Below are 18,046 nucleotides of genomic sequence, written 5' to 3'. Positions count from 1 at the left end.
AGGGCCGCATCGTGTTCGGCAAGCGCACAGCAACGGCCGGCCAGACCCTGGCGCCTTCACGCCCGGCGCAGCCCGCGCCCGGGCCGTCGGAGGCCGAGGCCTTCGCGCCCGACGCCGACGGGGGCCAGGCGCCGGGCCAGGGCCGCATGGCGCAGCCCTATGTCTCGCCGCCGCTGGACGATGTGCAGCCGGACCGGCTGGAGGCGCTGGCCCCCAAGCCCCAGGCGAACCGGCCGGCCTCACCCCCGGGCGGCGCGGCGCGGCCGGCCGGCCCCGGACCGCGCGCCACCGCCGGCTTCGAGCAGCTGAAAAAGGCCCAGGCGGTCGCCGAGATCGTCAGCGAGCAGTCCGACTATTATCACGCCACGAAGACGACGATCTTCAACGCGCTGATGAACACCATCGACCTGGCCCAGCTGGCCCAGCTGGACACCAAGGCGGCGTCGGAGGAGATCCGCGACATCGTCGCCGAGCTGGTGGCGATCAAGAACGTCTCCATGTCGGTGGCCGAGCAGGAGCACCTGGTCCAGGACATCGTCAATGATGTGCTGGGCTATGGCCCGCTGGAGCCGCTGCTGGCCCGCGACGACATCGCCGACATCATGGTCAACGGCGCGGGCCGGGTGTTCATCGAGGTGGGCGGCAAGGTCCAGCTGACCAACGTCCGCTTCCGCGACAACACCCAGCTGATGAACATCTGCCAGCGGATCGTGTCCCAGGTGGGCCGCCGCGTGGATGAAAGCTCGCCCATCTGCGACGCCCGCCTGCCGGACGGGTCGCGCGTCAACGTCATCGCCCCGCCGCTGGCCATCGACGGCCCGACGCTGACGATCCGGAAGTTCAAGAAAGACAAGCTGACGATGAAGAACCTGGTGGAGTACGCCTCCATCAGTCCCGAGGGCGCGCGCGTTCTCGGCGTCATCGGCGCGTCGCGCTGCAATCTGGTGATCTCGGGCGGCACGGGCTCGGGCAAGACGACCCTGCTGAACACCCTGACGGCCTTCATCGACCCCACCGAGCGGGTCGTGACCTGCGAGGACGCGGCCGAGCTGCAGCTGCAGCAGCCGCACGTGGTGCGCCTCGAGACCCGCCCGCCGAACCTGGAGGGCCAGGGCCAGATCACCATGCGGGATCTGGTCAAGAACTGCCTGCGCATGCGTCCCGAGCGGATCATCGTCGGCGAGGTCCGCGGGCCCGAGGCGTTCGACCTGCTGCAGGCCATGAACACCGGCCATGACGGCTCCATGGGCACCCTGCACGCCAACAGTCCCCGCGAAGCCATCAGCCGGATGGAGTCCATGATCACCATGGGCGGCTACGGCCTGCCCTCCAAGACCATCCGCGAGATGATCGTCGGCTCCGTGGACGTCATCATCCAGGCGGCGCGTCTGCGCGACGGCTCGCGCCGCATCACCCACATCACCGAGGTGGTGGGGCTGGAAGGCGACGTGATCGTCACCCAGGACCTGTTCGTCTACGAGATCACAGGCGAGGACGAGAACGGCCGCGTGATCGGGCGTCACCGCTCCACCGGCATCGCCCGGCCCCGGTTCTGGGACCGCGCGCGCTATTACGGGCTCGAGCGGGAACTGGCCGAAGCCCTGGACGCGGCGGAATAAGCCATGCTGGAGCTCACCGCCGCCGTTCTCGCCTTCGTGGTCATCGCCAGCCTCGGCTGGGTCTTTGTGGGCGGAGAGGATTCCTCGGACCGCGCCGTCAAGCGCGCCCAGGCGTTCGGCAATCCCAAGAAGGCCGCCGCGGCCGCCCGCGCCGCCGCGGCCAACACCCCCGAACAGCGCCGCAAGCAGATCATGGATCAGCTCAAGGAGTCTGACCGCAAGGAGCGCAAGGCCCGGGTGACCATGGCGGCCAAGCTGCGTCAGGCGGGTCTGTCCATGAAGATGCGCACCTTCATCATCTTCAGCGTCATGTCCGGTCTCGCGTTCGGCCTGATCGCCCTGGTGCTGGGCCTCAATCCCCTGCTGACCATCGGGGTGGCCCTGATCACCGGCGTGGGGCTGCCCCGCTGGGTCGTGGGCTTTCTGGGCAAGCGCCGCATGAAGAAATTCTCGGGCGAATTCGCCAACGCCGTGGACGTCATCGTGCGCGGCATCAAGTCGGGCCTGCCGGTCCACGACTGCTTCAAGATCATCGCCCGCGAAAGCCCGGCGCCGCTGGGGCCCGAGTTCCAGCGGCTGGTCGAGGGTCTGGGCGTGGGCCTGACCCTGTCGCAGGCGCTGGACCGCATGTACGAGCGCATGCCGACCCCGGAGCTGCGTTTCTTCGCCATCGTCATCGCCATTCAGCAGAAGACCGGCGGCAATCTGGCCGAGGCTCTGGGCAACCTGTCCGCGGTCCTGCGCGCGCGCCGCATGATGGGCGAGAAGATCAAGGCCATGTCGTCCGAGGCCGTGGCCTCGGCGGGCATCATCGGCTCGCTGCCCCCGGCGGTGATGATGATCGTGATGATCACCACCCCGGCCTACATGATCCTGCTGTTCACCGATCCGCGCGGCCAGATCATGCTGCTGATCTCGGCCATGTGGATGTCCATGGGGATCTTCGTGATGAAGCGCATGATCTCGTTCAAGTTCTAGGGGCGGCGGATGGACCTGATCGCCTTCTTCACGGACCTGCAGAACCTGCTCTCGATCGGGGTGGGGGTGCTGGTCTTCGCCACCCTGGTCACGGTGATGAGCTCCATGACCCAGGGCGCCCAGCTGGAAGGCCGCATGAAGGCGGTCGCCGTGCGGCGCGAGGAGCTGCGTCGCCGCTCGCGCGAGGCCATCGTGCGCAACGCCCAGGGCGGGCTGCGCCACACCGATGACGGCTTCAAGAAGCGGGTGGTGGAGCGGCTGAATCTCTCCAAGCTGCTGGAAGACCCGAAGGTGGCCGACAAGATGGCCCAGGCGGGTTTCCGCGGGCCGCGCCCCCTGACCACCTTCTACTTCTTCCGCTTCGCCACGCCGTTCGTGTTCCTGTCGGTGGCGGTCTTCTACTTCTACGTCCTGGGGGTGATGGACCTGCCGTCCATGTCGCGCCTGGCCCTGACGGTGATGGCTGCGGGCTTCGGCTTCTATGCGCCGAACCTGTTTCTCGAGAACCGCATCGCCAAGCGTCGGACCTCGATCATGCAGGCGTTTCCCGACGCCCTGGACCTGATGCTGATCTGCGTGGAATCCGGCATGTCCGTGGACGCCGCCGTCGCCAAGGTCAGCCAGGAGATCGGCGGCCGCTCCATCGAGCTGGCCGAGGAGATGTCCCTGCTGTCGGCGGAGCTCAGCTATCTGCCGGAGCGGCGCATGGCCTATGAAGGCATGTCCCGCCGCACCAACCATCCCGGCGTCAAGGCGGTCATGACCTCCATGATCCAGTCCGAACAGTACGGCACGCCCCTGGGCACCGCGCTGCGCGTCATGGCCAAGGAGAATCGCGACCTGCGCCTGTCGGCCGCCGAGAAGAAGGCCGCCTCCCTGCCGGCCAAGCTGACCGTGCCGATGATCCTGTTCTTCCTGCCGGTGCTGTTCATCGTCATCCTGGGCCCCGCGATCATCAAGATCCAGGACAGCATGTAGGGCGCTGCGTCGCCTCGCGGCGGCCCGCAGCATTCTTCTTGCCCTATGCTCGCGTCGCGGACGCTCGCGGCTTGAGGGCCTTTTCTTGGGGCTTTGGCCTAGCGTCCCGAGAGGGACTCCCAGGTGCGGGCGCCGGTCGGGCGGGCGGCTTCGTTGTCCAGCCAGTTCAGGTTGCGGTCCGCCTGCTCGGGCGGCAGGTGGCGGCGCAGGATCTGCTCCGCCTCGGCACGGTTTCCGTTCAGCCCGAGCACAAGGGCCAGATTTTGACGCATCTGAAGGCTGGCCCCCGGCTGCGCCACGGCGCGGCGCAACAGGGGCTCGGCCCCGGCGGAGTCGCCGCCGGCGACCATGGCCATGGCCATGTTGGACAGGACGGTCGGATTTTCAGGCGAGAGGGTGAGGGCCGCCGTCCAGGCGGCCTGGGCGTCGGCCGGGCGCCGGACCTGCTGATAGGCCACGCCCAGCAGCGACAGGGGCCGCCAGTCGTTCGGCGCCGCGTCGCGCGCCTGCTCCAGCGCCGCGACGCCGTAGAAGGCCTGGCCGCGCGCGATGTGCGCCCGGCCGACCTCCAGCATGGCCTCGACATTGCCCGGCTGGACCATCAGCACGCCCTGGGCCGCCTCGGCGGCGCGGTCATGGCGTCCCAGTTCGCGCAGGGCCTGGGCCAGGCGCACCCCCGCGACCGGATCATTCGGGTTGACCTCCACCTCGCGGCCCCAGAACACCGAGCGCGCCAGCGGATCGGCCCGATCATAGGCGGCGCGCTGCTCCGCGGTCGCGGTGGTCGGCGCCGGGGCAGCCGTCTCCTGCGCCAGGGCCGGGGCGGCCGAAGCCAGAAGGAGGGCGGTTGCGGCGAAGGTCAGCTTGCGCGACATGGGTTCGGTCCGAACGGTTTCCTGCATGCCCGAGTCTGGCCCGTTCGCGTCAACCCTTGGTTAATCCGTGAAAGACCGCCATGCCCGACGCCGTCATCGCCTCCGCTGAAGGACACGCCGTTCCGATCCGCCTCGTCGCCGAGGGGGCCGAGATCACGGACAGCCGCGTCGCCGCCTGGGCCAAGGCGAACGGCTTCAAGGGCGCGCGCGGCGAACTGCTGGCGGCCCCGGGTGACGACGGCGGTGTTCAGGCGGTTCTGTGGGGCGCGGGCGAGGCCTTCGATCCCATGACCGCCCGCGCCCTGCCCACGCGTCTGCCCGCCGGGGACTACGCCTTCGAGGGGCTGGAGGACGGCGACGCGGCGCTGGCGGCTCTGGCCTTCGCCCTGGGGGCCTACCGGTTCGACCGCTACAAGCCGAAGAAGGACAAGGGCGCGGCCCGTCTGGTGGCGCCGGGCGGCGTCGATCTGGACGACCTGACCCGCATCGTCGCCGCCGCCGCTTTGGCCCGGGAGATGGTGGACACCCCCGCCGCCGACATGGGGCCGCTGCAGATCGAGACCATCGCGCGCGAGATCGCCGAGGAGTCCGGCGCCGCGATCACCGTCACCACCGGGGACGCCCTGCTGGAGACGAACTATCCGGCGGTGCACGCGGTGGGCCGGGCCGCCACGGCGCTGCGGGCGCCGCGCCTGATCGAGATCGGCTGGAACCTGGACAAGGCCGACCTGCCGCTGGTGGCGCTGGTGGGCAAGGGCGTGGTGTTCGATACAGGCGGGCTGGACATCAAGCCCGCCGCCGGCATGCGCAACATGAAGAAGGACATGGGCGGCTCGGCCCACGCCCTGGCGCTGGGGCGGCTGGTGATGCAGGCGGGCCTTAAGGTGCGGCTGGTCGTGCTGGTGGCGGCGGTGGAGAACGCCATCTCGGCGGACGCCTTCCGGCCCGGCGACATCCTGTCCACCCGCGCCGGTCTGACCGTGGAGGTGGGAAACACCGACGCCGAAGGCCGTCTGGTGCTGGCGGACGCCCTGGCCCGGGCCGGGGAGCATCAGCCGGACCTGACCCTGGATTTCGCCACCCTGACCGGGGCCGCGCGCATCGCCCTGGGGCCGGAGCTGCCGCCGGTCTACACTGATGACGAGGCCCTCGCCGCCGACCTGCTGGACGCCGCCCGCCGGGTGCGCGATCCCTTGTGGCGCATGCCCTTGTGGCCCGGCTACCGCGACAGCCTGAACAGCGAGATGGCCGATCTGCGCAACGATTCCGCGCCCTGGGCCCAGGCAGGATCGGTGACCGCCGCCCTGTTCCTGCAACGCTTCGCGCCGAAGACCGGGGCGTGGGCGCATCTGGACATCTTCGCCTGGAATCCGCGCACCCGGCCGGGACACCCCGAGGGCGGCGAAGCCCAGTCCCTGCGCGCCTGTTTCGCCATGCTGCGGTCGCGTTATGCCTGACAGTAACCAACGATATTAACCGCCCCTTCGGCATCGCGGTGTAGGGATGAAGCTCCCGATCCATGGACCGCGATCCTTGTCCCTGCCCTCTGCCCATGATCCGCGCGTGACCCTGGCCCGGCCCGACCTGGCCGAGCAGGCGCTTGAGGGCGTGCTGGAGGCCGGACAATACCGGGCGGTCACACCCATGCAGTGCGTCCTGCCGACGACGCCGGTGCGCGACGGGGCCGATGACGCCGCCGTTCTGATCGATCAATTGGCCTTCGGGGAAATTTTCGATGTGCTGGAGATCTCGGGCGGCTGGGCCTGGGGCCGTTCGCGACGAGACGGCGTCGTGGGGCATGTGGCCGTGGAAGGTCTCACCGAAGAGGTGCTTGAGCCGACCCACCGGGTGGCTTCGGTCGACGCTCCAATTCTCGATGCGCCGGACGATGCGCCGCACGCCGTCCTCACCCTGAACGCCCTTGTGAGCGTGCTCGAGGTCCAGGGCGGCTTCGCCCGTGTGGCGCGCCTGGGCTGGATCGCTCTGGCCGAAGTGGCCGATTTCCACGCCTTTGACGCCGAACCCGCCGCCGTGGCCGAACGCTTCGTGGGCGCGCCGTTCCAGCCGGGCGGCCGCGACCGGACCGGTCTCGACGCGCCGGCCCTGGTTCAACAGGCTTTGTACGCCTGCGGTCTGGGCTGTCCCCGCGCGGCGGATCAGCAACAGACCCTTGGCCGCGCCGCCGCCGCCGAAACCCTGATGCGCGGCGACCTGATCTTCTGGCCCGACCATGTGGCCATGATGCTGGACGCCGAACGGTTGATCCACGCCGATCCTGACAGGGGCGTGGCGGTGGAGACCCTCGCCGACGCCGTGTCCCGCCGGGATCAGCCCAGCGCCTGTCGCCGCCTCTAGCGTCCCCGCCCATGAAAAAGGCCCGGACCTTTGCGGGCCGGGCCTTTGATTTCCTGAGAAGGGACCTCAGTTCTGAGGAGAACTGGTCGCCGCGGGCTGGGCCGGGCTGGTGGCTTCCTCGTCCGGCTGGGCGGCGACGCCCTCTTCCGGGGTCTGCTCCACGCCTTCACCCTCGACGGCCTCGCCCTCGGCCGGGGTCTCCTCCTCGGCGCCCGGCTGGCGCGAGGGATCCGGCGCGGGGATGGCGTAGCCGCTCGAACCCTGCGACCGCAGGTAGGCGATCAGAGCCACACGCTCCTCGGTGTTGCGGATGCCCGCGAAGGACATCTTGGTGCCGCGCACGTGACGCGACGGGGCGGTGATGAACTGGTCCAGTTCGTCATAGGTCCAGGTGGGGTTCTGGGCCGCGTGCTCGCGCAGGGCGGGCGAATAGTCGAAGCCCGCGCTGTGCAGCATCGGACCGCCGACGGCGCCCCACAGGTTCGGGCCGATGCCGTCGGCGCCGCCCTGATTGATGGTGTGGCAGGCCATGCAGCGGGCGAAGGCGCGCTCACCGGCCGCGATGTCGGCCACAGGCAGAACCGTGCCCCAGTCCGGCGGCAGCTCCACTTCGGCGGCGCCGGCGGCGGCTTCCTCAGGCGCGTCGATGAAATAGCCCATCTCCTCCGGCGGTTCGCTGGAATAGATGAAGCCTGACACCTGGTTTACGCCCAGAATGACGAGGACTGTCGCCAGACCGGCGCCGAAAATCTTGTTCCACTTCAGATCGCCGCTCATGCGCGTGGTCGAGTCCCGTGTAGAGGGCCGAATTCCGGCCAAGGTCATGGTTTGCGGCTGTCTTACACGGCCCGGCGGGGTTCGCAACCGCCTGAACGGCGTCCCGGCGTCGCAGGGGTCAGTCTTCGGCGTCGATCCAGGCCTGCAGCAGGGTGCGGGCGATGGCGATCGGCGGAGGGGGCAGAACCTCGGCATGGGTTCCAGCCAGCACGGCGCGGGCCTCCTCACGGGTCAGCCAGGCCACCGCTTCCAGCTCGGTCTGGTCCGGGGCGGCGCGGTCATGGCTGACGTCGCAGATCAGGCCGATCATCAGCTGGGACGGGAACGGCCACGGCTGGCTGGAGTGATAGCGCACGGCGGTGACCTCCAGGCCCGCCTCTTCCTCAACCTCGCGGGCGCAGGCCTCCTCGATGCTTTCGCCCGGCTCGAGAAATCCGGCCAGGGCCGACATGCGACCTGCGGGCCAGGACGCCTGGCGGCCGAGCAGGCAACGGTCCTGATGTGTCGGCAGCATGATCACCACCGGGTCCACCCGCGGGAAATGCTCGGCCCGGCACGCGGGACACGCCCGTCGCCAGCCGCCGCCCGAATCCCGGGTCTCGGTCCCGCAGGCGGCGCAGAAGCCGTGCCGCCGGCGCCAGTCGAACAGGGACTTGGCTGCACCCGCCATGGCCGCCTCGTGGCCCGGCAGCAGGGCGGCGGCGGCCCGCATCTCGTGAAAGGCGCCCAGACCCATGACCGGCCCCGCAGCGGGGTCGGCCGCGCCCTCGAACTCCACTGCGAACACCGGCGCATCCTTCCACAGGCCCAGGAAGGCGCGGCGGTCGCGGGTCAGGTCCATGGCGTGGGGCATGGACAGCCAGGTCAGGCGCGGGCCGTCGGCGTGATCCTCGATCAGGGGCCGGCCCTCCCACAACGCCAGGGCCAGGGCGTGGGGATTCTCCTCCTGCCCGGCGATCCAGTCGGGATCGTTGCGCCGGTCGCTGGCGCGCTCCAGTCGGTTGCCGGAAAAGGTGTTCAGGAGAAAGGCCATCGCCGCCTATCTAGGCTCGAGCGCCCGGCGCCGGAAGGCCCCGCTTGATCAATCGGCGTTTAGACGCCATATCCCTTCTCGGAGATCGGTGCGGGCGGAGGCTTCGCCAACCTGGTCAGGGCCGGAAGGCAGCAGCCACAACGAATTCACCTTCGGGTCGTGTCGGTCTCCACCTCCATCTTTTTTGCCCTAACGCTCGCCGCGCGGCGGCTCGCTGCTTGAGGGCAGAGGCCTGCCTTATGCTCGCGCCGCGGACGCTCGCGGCTTGAGGGCGCGATTTTCGCCCTATCGCGCGGCCCACGGGGCCTCGCTGCTTGAGGGCTTTTTCCGAAACTGTTGGAAATCGAGCGCGCCGTCTTCGCAGCGGCGGACTTCGCGCGCTATGACAGGGCATGAGCGACACGGACCTGAAATCGGACGGGCCTCCCTGGGAGGACGACGCCCTTGATGGCGGCGCGCCTGAGATCGAGGTCGAAGAGCGCGATCCCAACACCGACGACATGTTCGGCGCCCCCGCTGAGGCCGCCCCGGTTGAAGCGGCTGTCGTGGCGCCCCCGGCCGCGCCCGCGGCGGCGCGGACCGATGACGTCGCCTACACCGTGCTGGCGCGCAAATACCGGCCGCTCACCTTCGAGGACCTGATCGGTCAGGAGGCGATGGTGCGGACGCTCACCAACGCCTTCTCCAGCGGCCGCATCGCCCACGCCTTCATGCTGACCGGGGTGCGCGGGGTGGGCAAGACCACCACGGCCCGCCTGCTGGCCCGGGCGCTGAACAACGAATCCGACACCATCGACCGCCCCTCCCTGGCCCTGACGGCCAACGGCCGCCACGACGCGGCCATCATGGAAGGCCGGCACATGGACGTCATGGAGATGGACGCCGCCAGCCACACCGGCGTGGGCGACATCCGCGACATCCTGGACAGCGTCCGCTACGGCCCGGTCGAGGCGCGCTACAAGGTCTATGTGCTGGACGAGGTGCACATGCTCTCGACCCAGGCCTTCAACGCCCTGCTGAAGACTCTGGAAGAGCCCCCGCCCCACGCCAAATTCGTCTTCGCCACCACCGAGATCCGCAAGGTGCCGGTGACGATCCTGTCGCGCTGCCAGCGTTTCGACCTGCGCCGGGTCGAGCCCGAAATCCTGTCCGAACACCTGGCGAAGGTGGCGGACAAGGAAGGCATGAAGATCGACAGCGAGGCCCTGGCCCTGATCGCCCGGGCCGCCGAGGGCTCGGTGCGCGACGGGCTGTCCCTGCTGGATCAGGCCCTGGTCCAGGCCGAGGGCGGCCAGATGGTCAAGGCCGAGGTGGTGCGCGACATGCTGGGGCTGGCCGACCGGACCCAGACCATCGGCCTGTTCGAAAGCCTGATGGGCGGCCGCACGCCCGAGGCGCTGGAGATGTTCCGCCAGCTCTACGGCTTCGGTGCCGATCCGACCCAGGTGGTCAATGATCTGCTGGAGCATTGCCACGCGGCCTCGGTGTCCAAGATGCTGGGCCCGGCGGCCACCCGCCTGCCCAATGATCAGGCCCAGAGGCTGGCGGCGCTGGGCGCCTCCATCTCGGCCGGCTCGCTGTCGCGGGTCTGGTCCATGCTGCTGAAGGCCCATGAGGAGGTGCGTCGCGCGCCCAATCCGGCCGACGCGGTGGAGATGGCCATCGTCCGCCTCGCCTACGCCGCCGACTTGCCCGGTCCGGAAGAGGCGCTGAAGAAGCTGCAGTCCGGCGACCCCATGGGCGGCGGTTCCGGCCCGTCCGCGCCGCGCGGCGGTGGTGGCGGCGGCGGGGCCAGCGCCCAGGTCGCCGCGCGGCCCGGCGCCCAGGCTGAACAGCTCCCCGATCCCCAGACCTTCGACCAGACCGTCGCCCTGATCGGCGAGAAGCGCGACATCGGCCTGCAGATGGATGTGCAGCGCTATGTGCGCCTGATCGCCTTCAAGCCCGGCGCCATCACCTTCGAGCCGGTCCCGGGCGCGCCCCATGATCTGGCCCGGCGGCTGGCCTCGCGGCTCAAGGACTGGACCGGCCGGACCTGGTTGATCGCCGCCAACGGCCAGGGCGGGGGCGAGACCCTGATCGAGCGCGACCGCCGCGCGAAGGATGTGGCGCGTCAGGCGATCCTCGACGACCCCTTTGTGCGGGCGGTCATGCAGACCTTCCCCGGCGCCGAACTGGGCGAGGTCCGCACCCTGGCGCCCGCCGCGCCCGAGACCCCGGAAATCCCCGACGAAGCTTCGGACGACGACTGAGGGCGCGACGCCGAGGGCCCCGGTGGTTGAGGCCTAGTCCCGCAGCAGCCCGCGTGAAGCCGCCTCGATGTCGGCTTCCAGCCGCGCCATGAACTCGGCGCGTTTCAGCCCGGCGGGCAGGGGCGGCAGGAAGGCGAAGGTGACCACGCCGGGGCGGTAGATGAAGCCCTTGGCCGGCCAGCAGCGCCCGGAGTCCGTGGCCATCAGGTGGCAGGGCGCGTCCAGGTCGCGGTAGATGGCCGCCACCCCCGGCTTGTAGTCGCCGGGCTCTCCGGGAAGCGTCCGCGTGCCCTCGGGGAAGATCAGGATCTGCCGTCCCTCGGCCAGCCGCACGCGGGTCTGGCGCACCATGTCCTTCAGGGCCTTTGAGTGGGCCGCGCGGTCCACGGCGATCATCTTCGTCTTCCAGGCGAACCAGCCGAAGAAGGGCAGGGGCGTCAGCTCCTTCTTCAGCACGAAACAGGGGTCATCCAGGAAGGTGAAGGGGGCCACGATGTCGAGCATGCCCTGGTGCTTGCCCGCCAGCAGGGCGGCCCCCTTGGGCCGGTGCTCGAGCCCCGTCACCACCACCTTGATCCCCGCCAGCCAGCGCAGGCCGAACAGCACCGTGTGCGCCCACAGCCGGATGACCGCCATGGCATAGCGGTGCGGCATCAGCAGCGCGGGCGACAGGCCCACGGCGAACAGCGGCATGGACAGCCAGAGCCACAGGTTGAACAGGATGGAGCGCAGGATGATCAAGGGTTCAGGCCGCCTCAGGCTCAGCCCCGGATGCGCCCCTGCCGGTCAGGCCCAGCACCGTCTCGCGGGCCAGAACCACAAGATATTTGTTGTATTCCAGGGCCATGCGCCGCGCGTCGCCGGGCGAGCGCCACCAGTTGTCGCTGTCCAGAGAGGGGGTGCGCACAGCGTGGGCGGTCAGGTCCACCTCGGGGGCCATGCCCCGGATCTCCAGCAGGCTGCGCGGCATGTGATAGTCCGAGGTCACCACGATCAGGCTGTCGAAACCCTTGGCCCGGGCCCAGGCGGCGATCTCCTGGGCGTTGCCCATGGTGTCCTCGGCGTCGAAGCCCAGGTCCACGCAGCAGTCGAACAGGCGGCTGGAGCCCGGCGTCAGGGCGCGCAGCTCCTCGCGCCGCACCTCGCGGTTGACGCCCGACACCAGCAGGCGCCTGGCCTTGCCCTGCTCCAGCAGGCGCACCGCCGTGTTGACGCGCTCGGCCGAGGGGCCGGTCAGGGCTACGATGCCGTCGGCGGCCGCCGGCTCCGGCGCGGGGGTGATCGACCGCACCCGGTCCGCGAAGGCGAACAGGCCCACGACCCACAGCAGAACGGCGATGACGATGGCCGCGAGTAATCTCATTCCACGCTCCCTGCCCCGGAAGAAACGCTGCTTGCCGTGCTGCGGCCCCGGTTGTCCAGAGCCCGTCGCGCGGCCAGCCAGGCGGCTGCAAGGGCGACCGTAGCCGCAAGCAGGGGTGAAAGCGAGAGGATCACAAGGTCGCTCCAGGCCAGCGGCAAGGCCGGACTCAGGCCCCCTTCGCCGCCCGCAAGGCGCACCATGGCCAGCAGCGCCGCCGCCGCCGCGCCCCCTCCGGCCCCCGCCAGGACCGCCAGTCGGCCGAAGCGCTTCTGGAACTGCCAGGCGATCTGGCCGTGCCCGGCGCCCGACAGGCTGAGGATCTCGATCTCGCGCCGTCGCGCCGCGATGCCCGCCCGCGTCGCATAGGTGATGGCCGCCCCCGCCGCCGCCGCCGTCAGGGCGAAGGCCGCCAGCGCCAGGCTGGTCAGGGTCAGGGCCGAGCGCTCGATCTCGCCCCGCCACAGGGAGTGATCGTCCACCGAGGCGTCCAGCCCCGCCTCCGCCAGCGCCTCGCCCAGCGTCTGGGCCGAGGCCGGGGCCTCGGGCGACAGGCGCACCGTGACCAGGTGTGGCAGGGGCAGGTCCTCCAGGGCGGCCTCGCCCATCCAAGGGCGCAGCAGGGCCTCGGCGGCCTCGCGGTCCAGGGCCTGGGCTTCCTCCACCCCGTCCACGCCCGCCAGGGTCTCGGCGGCGCGGGCGGCGGCGGCGTCGCCGGTCTCGTCGGCCCGGGGGCGCACCTGCACCGTGGCCTCGGCCCGCAGCCGCGCGCTCCAGCCATGCGCCGCCCGATCCGCCGCCAGCGCCCCGACGGCCATCAGGCAGGCGATGAAGCACAGCACGCCGATCACCGCGCCCAGCCACGCCTCTCCGCCGGGATCGCGCGGCAGCAGGCTCCCGGCCCGGCTCATGCCGTACCTCCGTGGATGCGGCCATTCTCCAGATGCAGCACGCCCGCGCCCGACCGCTCGGCCAGAGCCGTGTCATGGCTGGCGATCAGCACGGTGGCGCCCATGCGGTTCAGGCCCTGGAACAGCTTCAGCAGGCGCGCGCCCATGGCCGCGTCCACATTGCCGGTGGGCTCGTCGGCCAGGATCAGATCCGGCTTGCCGATCACCGCCCGTGCGATGGCCAGACGCTGTTTCTCGCCGCCCGACAGGGTCTCCGGCAGGTCGTCCATGCGCCCGCCCAGCCCGACCCAGCGCAGCATCTCCTCCACGTCGGGGCCGTAGTCCTCGGGTCGTCGCCCCGCCAGCCGCAGGGGCAGGGCCGCGTTATCGAAGACGCTGAGGTGGGCCATCAGGCGGAAGTCCTGGAACACCACCCCGATGCGGCGGCGAAAGGCGGTGACATCGCGGTTGCGCAGGCCCTGGGTTTCCTCCCCGAACAGGCTCAGCCGCCCCTTGCCGGGCGCCGCCGTCAGGTGCAGCAAGCGCAGCAGCGAGGACTTCCCCGCCCCCGACGGGCCGGTAAGGAAGTGGAAAGAGCCGCGGGGCAATAAGAGGTCCACGTCCCGAAGCACGCGGGGGCCTTTGGCATAGCCGAAATCCACGCCCTGAAGCCGGGCGGTCTCGGTAAATGCGGACGGGGCGCTGGTCGTGGCGCGGCGGGTCTTGAACGGCATGAAGTTACTGACGGATTTCGGATCGCGCGAGCGGTCCTGTGGGAGGGGGCGGCGCGCCTCGCATTCGCGGCCATGATACTGACCTGTCCCGAGTGCGCCACCAGCTATTTCGTGCCGGACGATCGTCTGGGCCCGACCGGGCGGCGCGTGCGCTGTCAGTCTTGCGCCCACACCTGGCGCGCGACCCCCCATGATGAGCCGCTGGAGCTGACCGCCAAGGCCGGGGAGCCGGAGTCCGCGGCGTTCGGCAAGCGCGATGATCTGACCCCCGAATCCCTGGCCGAAGCGCCTGCGCCGGAGCTGCCGAAGGCGTTCCGGGCGCGGGCCGAGCAGCAGCGGCGCATGCGCCGGGCCGCCGCCGTGGGCGGTGTCTGGGCCGGACTGGCGTGTCTGTTCGTGGGCCTGCTGGGCGCGGCCTGGCTGTTCCGCGTGCAGGTGGTCGAGATGTATCCCCGCAGCGCCGCCGCCTACGCCGCCGTGGGCGCCCCGGTGAACCCGGTGGGGCTGGAGTTCGCCTCGGTGCGCGCCCGGCCCGCCCCCAATGATCACGGCCAGGTGCTGGTCTCCGGCGCCCTGCGGAACGTGCGCAAGCATGCGGTGACCCCGCCAGTGGTGCGCATCGCCCTGCTGGACGCCGAGGGCCGCGAGATCGGCCATCAGATGCTGACCGTGCCCGGTCCGGCCATCGCACCCGGCGCGTTGCTGGGCTTCGCCACCCTGGCCCCGGACCCCCAGGCCCGGGTGGCCGACATCGGCGTGGCCTTCGACCTGAGCGCCCGGCGCCAGCCGACACCCGACCCGGAACCGGTCGCGGTTCCGCCGCCCAACGCCTCTGTGCAGTTCCGGCCCGAGCCGGTGCTGCGCGGGGCCATCGGGCTGGAGACGACCGATGAGGCCATCGAGGCCGAACCTCTCGACAGCCCCCGTGACGAGGCGCTATCCGCCTCGCATGGCTGACCCCGCAACGCCCGCCGTCCTGCTGCCCGAAGACCAGGTGGCCGCCCATGTGGCGGACCTGGCCGCGCGCATCGCCCCGCTCATCGACGACGAGACCATCGCCGTGTGCCTGCTGACCGGCGGGCTGTGGTTCGCCGCCGACCTGACCCGCGCCCTGGCCCGGCTGGGCCGCCACGTGCGCTTCGACGCCCTGTGGCTGGCGTCCTACGGCGACGGCAAGGCCAGCAAGGGCCAGGTGGAGGTGCGCGCCCCGTGCCAGCGCCCCATGGACGGCGCGCGGGTGCTGATCCTGGACGACGTCTTCGACACGGGCCTGTCCCTGGCCGAGGCTGTGCGCATCACCCGCGAGGCGGGCGCCGCCGAGGTGCTGACCTGCGTCTTCGCCCGCAAGCCCTGGCCCGAGCCCCGCGCCCTGACCCCCGACTTCGTGGGGTGGGAGGCGCCCAGCCGCTACCTTGTGGGCTATGGGCTGGACGCGGGCGGACGCCTGCGCGGCCTGCCCGACATCTGCGCCCTGGACTGAGGAGCCCGCCCCCATGTCTCGCCCCTTCCGCCGCCTGATCGCTCCCTTCGCCGCCCTGGCCCTGCTGACCGCCTGTCAGCAGGCTGAGGAGCCCGCGGCCCCGGCCGCCGAGACCTCGGCGGCAGAGGCGACCGCTCCCGAGCCGACGCCGACGGCCTCGCCGCCCACGCCCGGGCTGCTGCCCGGGACCGAGGTGGGCAGCTGCGCCGAGGAGCGCGGACAGGCGGCGGCCCAGGCCCTGGCGGACCAGTGCCGGCAGGTCAGCCCGGCCACCCGCCCGCCCTGCAACCCGGCCAACCCCTGCGCCCTGATCCAGGGCGAGATCGACCGCGCCTGCGCCCTGTGGGCCGAGGACGGTGACGTCCCCGCCGAGTGCGCGGCCTGAGGGCGGATTTCAGACTCCGGCGCCAAAAAACAGGGTCTGAATTGTCTGAATAGTCTGAAATCCCCTGACCGGTTGTCGCCCCGGCCCGGGCGGAGGGTCAGAATTCAGACTCCGGCGTCCGGAAAAAAACAGGGTCTGAATCGTCTGAAATCGCCGCCCACGGCCCGATGCCCGCCGCGCCATTATAAGGCCGTGGGAGGCAGGGGGATTAAATTTGTGGAAAACGGCAAGGGCTCGTGGCCGACCTCGCAAGGTCTGCTCGGGTCAGTCCTTTCGCCGGATCGTGCCGGTCAGGTCGGTCGCGCCCGCCAGGGTGTTGTAGATCGTGCCGAATTTCTGAAGGTTGCGATGCAGAAGGTCGATCCGGGCGTCGGTTTCGTCCGTGTCCACGACGATGTCGTAGTCGATGCGGATCATCTTCGGCGGGCTGTCCTGCCGTACGCCGTGCAGGCTGACCGCGATGCCGCGCAGGTCGAATTCCAACATCGGGAGCACCCGTTCGGCGCCCTTCAGGATGCAGGCGGCGAGGCTGGCCAGCAGCATCTCGGCCGGATTGAAGGCGTCCGGCCGGCCGGCCATGTCGGTGTCCAGAACGATCCGCGCCTCCCTGGTCATGGCTTCCGATCCGTGGCTGTCGATGCGGCGGGCGGAGACCCGGTATTCCAGCATGGATTGTCCTTTCAGGCGGCCGGCGCCGTGTTGGGGATGAGGAACCCCGACGCTTTCATCGCCGGGCTTCAGGGCAAGATCTTCTGGCGTCAGGCGGGCCCGGACGCGGGCTTGATGGCGATGGCGGAAAGATCCGTCGCGGCGTCCAACGGGACGCCGGCGGCCTTGCGCTCGGAATAGCGGTCGACCAGTTGGGCGGCGTGGGGACGCAACAGGACGGTGAAGCGCACCAGCTCCTCCATCACATCGACGATCCGGTCGTAATAGCTGGACGGCTTCATGCGGCCGTCGTCGTCGAACTCGGTGAAGGCCTTGGCGACGCTGGACTGGTTGGGGATGGTGACCATCCGCATCCAGCGCCCGAGCAGGCGCAGGGTGTTGACGGCATTGAAGCTCTGCGAGCCGCCCGAAACCTGCATCACCGCCAGGGTCCGCCCCTGGGTGGGGCGACGGCCGCCCATGCTGAGCGGGAGGTGGTCGATCTGCAGCTTCATGATGCCGGAGACCTGGCCGTGCCGCTCCGGGCTGCACCAGACCATGCCCTCGCTCCACATGGCGTGCTCGCGCAGTTCATGGACGGCGGGGTGGTCGTCGGCGACATGCTGATCGGTCAGGGGCAGGTCGCGCGGGTCGAAGATGCGGGTCTCGCAGCCCATGAGCCGCAGCAGCCGCGCCGCCTCCTCGACACAGAGGCGCGAATACGACCGTTCCCGGAGCGACCCGTAGAGCAGCAGGATGCGAGGCGGCGGATCGGCCGGGCCCAGCCCTGTGGCCGGGGCGCGGCGGAGGAAGGCCGGGTCGAGCGCCGGCAGGTGATCCGGGTCCGGCAGATCGCGGAGGCGGCCGCCGATGGGGTCATCGATCATCAGCGAACCCTGCGGCCTTCGGGGTCGATCACCACTTCGCCGTCTTCCTTGACGAACGGCTTGAGCCCGTCCTCCGGGAGCAGGTCCAGCACGGCCTCCGATGGACGGCACAGGCGCACGCCCTTCGATGTGATGACGATCGGACGATTGAGGAGGACGGGGTGCGCCTCGACCGCATCCAGAAGCTGGTCGTCGTCGAGCGCCGGATCGCCCAGTCCCAGTTCGGCGAAGGGCGTTCCCTTTTCGCGAAGAACCTCGCGCAGCGGCACGCCCATGCGAGCCACCAGATCCTTGACCAGGGCGCGGCTGGGCGGAGTCTTCAGATAGTCGATCACATGCGGTTCGATCCCGACGTGCCGGATCAGGGCCAGGGTGTTGCGCGACGTCCCGCAGGCGGGATTGTGGTAGATGATGACGTCCATGGGGCCTCAGGCGCGGCAGGGTGAGAGTTGGGCGATCAGGGGCTCGCAAAGGTCCGCACGGCCCTGGCAGCAATCGTTCAGCAGGAACAGGACGAGGCCGCGAAGCCGGTCGAGATCGGCGCGATAGATGATCGAGCGGCTGCGCCGCTCGGCGGTGATCAGCCCCGCCCGGGACAGCACCCCGAGATGGGCGGACAGGGTGTTGGCGGGCACGGCCAGTTGAGCGGCGATATCGCCTGCAGCCAGGCCTTCAGGCTCATGGCGCACCAACAGGCGGAAGGTCTCCAGACGGGTGGTCTGGGCCAGCGCCGCGAGCGCGAGCATGGCGGGCTCGGATTCCATAATTCCAACATAATGGAATTAACTTGCACCT

General features: G+C 70.3%; 20 protein-coding genes and 1 other RNA gene. 10 read left to right on the top strand and 11 right to left on the bottom strand.

Annotated features, from left to right (window positions below):
• The first annotated feature begins 11 nt into the window (after nucleotides 1-11).
• Genes IWC96_RS10215 through IWC96_RS10205 form a run of 3 tightly spaced genes read left to right on the top strand, consistent with a single transcriptional unit; the run spans nucleotide 12 to nucleotide 3,575 of the window.
• Nucleotides 12-1,619, top strand: a complete 1,608-nt coding sequence (locus tag IWC96_RS10215; RefSeq protein WP_370541127.1) for an ATPase, T2SS/T4P/T4SS family — start codon at nucleotides 12-14, stop codon at nucleotides 1,617-1,619.
• Nucleotides 1,620-1,622: 3 nt separating this feature from the next.
• Nucleotides 1,623-2,597 (top strand): type II secretion system F family protein, encoded by a 975-nt coding sequence (locus IWC96_RS10210; protein WP_021697773.1) that lies wholly within the window; start codon nucleotides 1,623-1,625, stop codon nucleotides 2,595-2,597.
• Between the two features lie 9 nt (nucleotides 2,598-2,606).
• Nucleotides 2,607-3,575, top strand: a complete 969-nt coding sequence (locus IWC96_RS10205; RefSeq protein ID WP_021697774.1) for a type II secretion system F family protein — start codon at nucleotides 2,607-2,609, stop codon at nucleotides 3,573-3,575.
• A 98-nt stretch (nucleotides 3,576-3,673) separates the two neighbouring features.
• Here IWC96_RS10205 and IWC96_RS10200 read toward each other — a convergent pair whose 3' ends face one another.
• Nucleotides 3,674-4,450: a lipopolysaccharide assembly protein LapB gene (locus IWC96_RS10200; RefSeq protein ID WP_045319151.1), complete on the bottom strand. Its 777-nt coding sequence runs from the start codon at nucleotides 4,448-4,450 to the stop codon at nucleotides 3,674-3,676.
• An 80-nt stretch (nucleotides 4,451-4,530) separates the two neighbouring features.
• Between IWC96_RS10200 and IWC96_RS10195 the strand changes: the two genes are divergently transcribed.
• Together IWC96_RS10195 and IWC96_RS10190 are read left to right on the top strand one after the other, a co-directional pair.
• Nucleotides 4,531-5,907, top strand: a complete 1,377-nt coding sequence (locus IWC96_RS10195; RefSeq protein ID WP_196838852.1) for a M17 family metallopeptidase — start codon at nucleotides 4,531-4,533, stop codon at nucleotides 5,905-5,907.
• A gap of 76 nt (nucleotides 5,908-5,983) precedes the next feature.
• Nucleotides 5,984-6,805, top strand: a complete 822-nt coding sequence (locus IWC96_RS10190; RefSeq protein ID WP_196838851.1) for a C40 family peptidase — start codon at nucleotides 5,984-5,986, stop codon at nucleotides 6,803-6,805.
• A 66-nt stretch (nucleotides 6,806-6,871) separates the two neighbouring features.
• Here IWC96_RS10190 and IWC96_RS10185 read toward each other — a convergent pair whose 3' ends face one another.
• Complete coding sequence (locus IWC96_RS10185; RefSeq protein WP_021697779.1) at nucleotides 6,872-7,582, bottom strand: cytochrome c family protein; 711 nt, start codon at nucleotides 7,580-7,582, stop codon at nucleotides 6,872-6,874.
• Between the two features lie 118 nt (nucleotides 7,583-7,700).
• Nucleotides 7,701-8,615 (bottom strand): NAD(+) diphosphatase, encoded by a 915-nt coding sequence (nudC, locus tag IWC96_RS10180; RefSeq protein ID WP_021697780.1) that lies wholly within the window; start codon nucleotides 8,613-8,615, stop codon nucleotides 7,701-7,703.
• Between the two features lie 79 nt (nucleotides 8,616-8,694).
• Between nudC and ffs the strand changes: the two genes are divergently transcribed.
• Both ffs and IWC96_RS10170 read left to right on the top strand, forming a co-directional pair.
• Nucleotides 8,695-8,790: signal recognition particle sRNA small type (ffs, locus tag IWC96_RS10175), an RNA gene on the top strand.
• Nucleotides 8,791-9,007: 217 nt separating this feature from the next.
• Nucleotides 9,008-10,867 (top strand): DNA polymerase III subunit gamma/tau, encoded by a 1,860-nt coding sequence (locus tag IWC96_RS10170; protein ID WP_021697781.1) that lies wholly within the window; start codon nucleotides 9,008-9,010, stop codon nucleotides 10,865-10,867.
• 33 nt (nucleotides 10,868-10,900) lie between these two features.
• Here IWC96_RS10170 and IWC96_RS10165 read toward each other — a convergent pair whose 3' ends face one another.
• The 4 genes from IWC96_RS10165 to IWC96_RS10150 are packed head-to-tail and all read right to left on the bottom strand — an operon-like array spanning nucleotide 10,901 to nucleotide 13,851.
• A complete protein-coding gene (locus IWC96_RS10165; RefSeq protein WP_021697782.1) occupies nucleotides 10,901-11,608 on the bottom strand; it encodes a 1-acyl-sn-glycerol-3-phosphate acyltransferase in 708 nt (235 codons plus the stop codon).
• A gap of 4 nt (nucleotides 11,609-11,612) precedes the next feature.
• The gene (locus IWC96_RS10160; protein WP_021697783.1) at nucleotides 11,613-12,230 is read right to left on the bottom strand and encodes a YdcF family protein; all 618 of its coding nucleotides are present in this window, start codon (nucleotides 12,228-12,230) and stop codon (nucleotides 11,613-11,615) included.
• A complete protein-coding gene (locus IWC96_RS10155; protein WP_021697784.1) occupies nucleotides 12,227-13,138 on the bottom strand; it encodes an ABC transporter permease in 912 nt (303 codons plus the stop codon). Before IWC96_RS10155 ends, IWC96_RS10160 begins: the two co-directional genes overlap by 4 nt.
• Complete coding sequence (locus IWC96_RS10150; protein ID WP_021697785.1) at nucleotides 13,135-13,851, bottom strand: cell division ATP-binding protein FtsE; 717 nt, start codon at nucleotides 13,849-13,851, stop codon at nucleotides 13,135-13,137. The genes IWC96_RS10155 and IWC96_RS10150 overlap by 4 nt, the downstream gene beginning before the upstream one ends.
• Before the next feature lie 72 nt (nucleotides 13,852-13,923).
• Between IWC96_RS10150 and IWC96_RS10145 the strand changes: the two genes are divergently transcribed.
• The 3 genes from IWC96_RS10145 to IWC96_RS10135 are packed head-to-tail and all read left to right on the top strand — an operon-like array spanning nucleotide 13,924 to nucleotide 15,716.
• Nucleotides 13,924-14,808, top strand: a complete 885-nt coding sequence (locus tag IWC96_RS10145) for an MJ0042-type zinc finger domain-containing protein (RefSeq protein ID WP_196838850.1) — start codon at nucleotides 13,924-13,926, stop codon at nucleotides 14,806-14,808.
• A complete protein-coding gene (locus IWC96_RS10140) occupies nucleotides 14,801-15,331 on the top strand; it encodes a phosphoribosyltransferase (RefSeq protein ID WP_021697787.1) in 531 nt (176 codons plus the stop codon). The genes IWC96_RS10145 and IWC96_RS10140 overlap by 8 nt, the downstream gene beginning before the upstream one ends.
• Before the next feature lie 13 nt (nucleotides 15,332-15,344).
• Nucleotides 15,345-15,716, top strand: a complete 372-nt coding sequence (locus tag IWC96_RS10135) for a hypothetical protein (RefSeq protein ID WP_021697788.1) — start codon at nucleotides 15,345-15,347, stop codon at nucleotides 15,714-15,716.
• A gap of 264 nt (nucleotides 15,717-15,980) precedes the next feature.
• On the opposite strand, the gene IWC96_RS10130 is transcribed toward IWC96_RS10135, so the two are convergent.
• From IWC96_RS10130 to IWC96_RS10115, 4 genes are all read right to left on the bottom strand, one after another.
• Complete coding sequence (locus tag IWC96_RS10130) at nucleotides 15,981-16,385, bottom strand: OsmC family protein (RefSeq protein WP_196838849.1); 405 nt, start codon at nucleotides 16,383-16,385, stop codon at nucleotides 15,981-15,983.
• 89 nt (nucleotides 16,386-16,474) lie between these two features.
• The gene (gene arsH / locus IWC96_RS10125) at nucleotides 16,475-17,251 is read right to left on the bottom strand and encodes an arsenical resistance protein ArsH (RefSeq protein WP_021697790.1); all 777 of its coding nucleotides are present in this window, start codon (nucleotides 17,249-17,251) and stop codon (nucleotides 16,475-16,477) included.
• Nucleotides 17,251-17,673 carry an arsenate reductase (glutaredoxin) gene (arsC, locus tag IWC96_RS10120; RefSeq protein WP_021697791.1) on the bottom strand — a complete coding sequence of 141 codons (423 nt, stop codon included), beginning with the start codon at nucleotides 17,671-17,673 and terminating at the stop codon, nucleotides 17,251-17,253. Before arsC ends, arsH begins: the two co-directional genes overlap by 1 nt.
• Nucleotides 17,674-17,679: 6 nt before the next feature.
• A complete protein-coding gene (locus IWC96_RS10115; protein ID WP_021697792.1) occupies nucleotides 17,680-18,015 on the bottom strand; it encodes a helix-turn-helix transcriptional regulator in 336 nt (111 codons plus the stop codon).
• Between the last annotated feature and the right edge of the window lie 31 nt (nucleotides 18,016-18,046).

The organism is Brevundimonas sp. BAL450, assembly GCF_015767455.1.
GTDB lineage: Bacteria > Pseudomonadota > Alphaproteobacteria > Caulobacterales > Caulobacteraceae > Brevundimonas > Brevundimonas abyssalis.
Note: the sequence above shows the minus strand (reverse complement) of the source record. Positions and strands in the feature narration are given on the sequence as shown.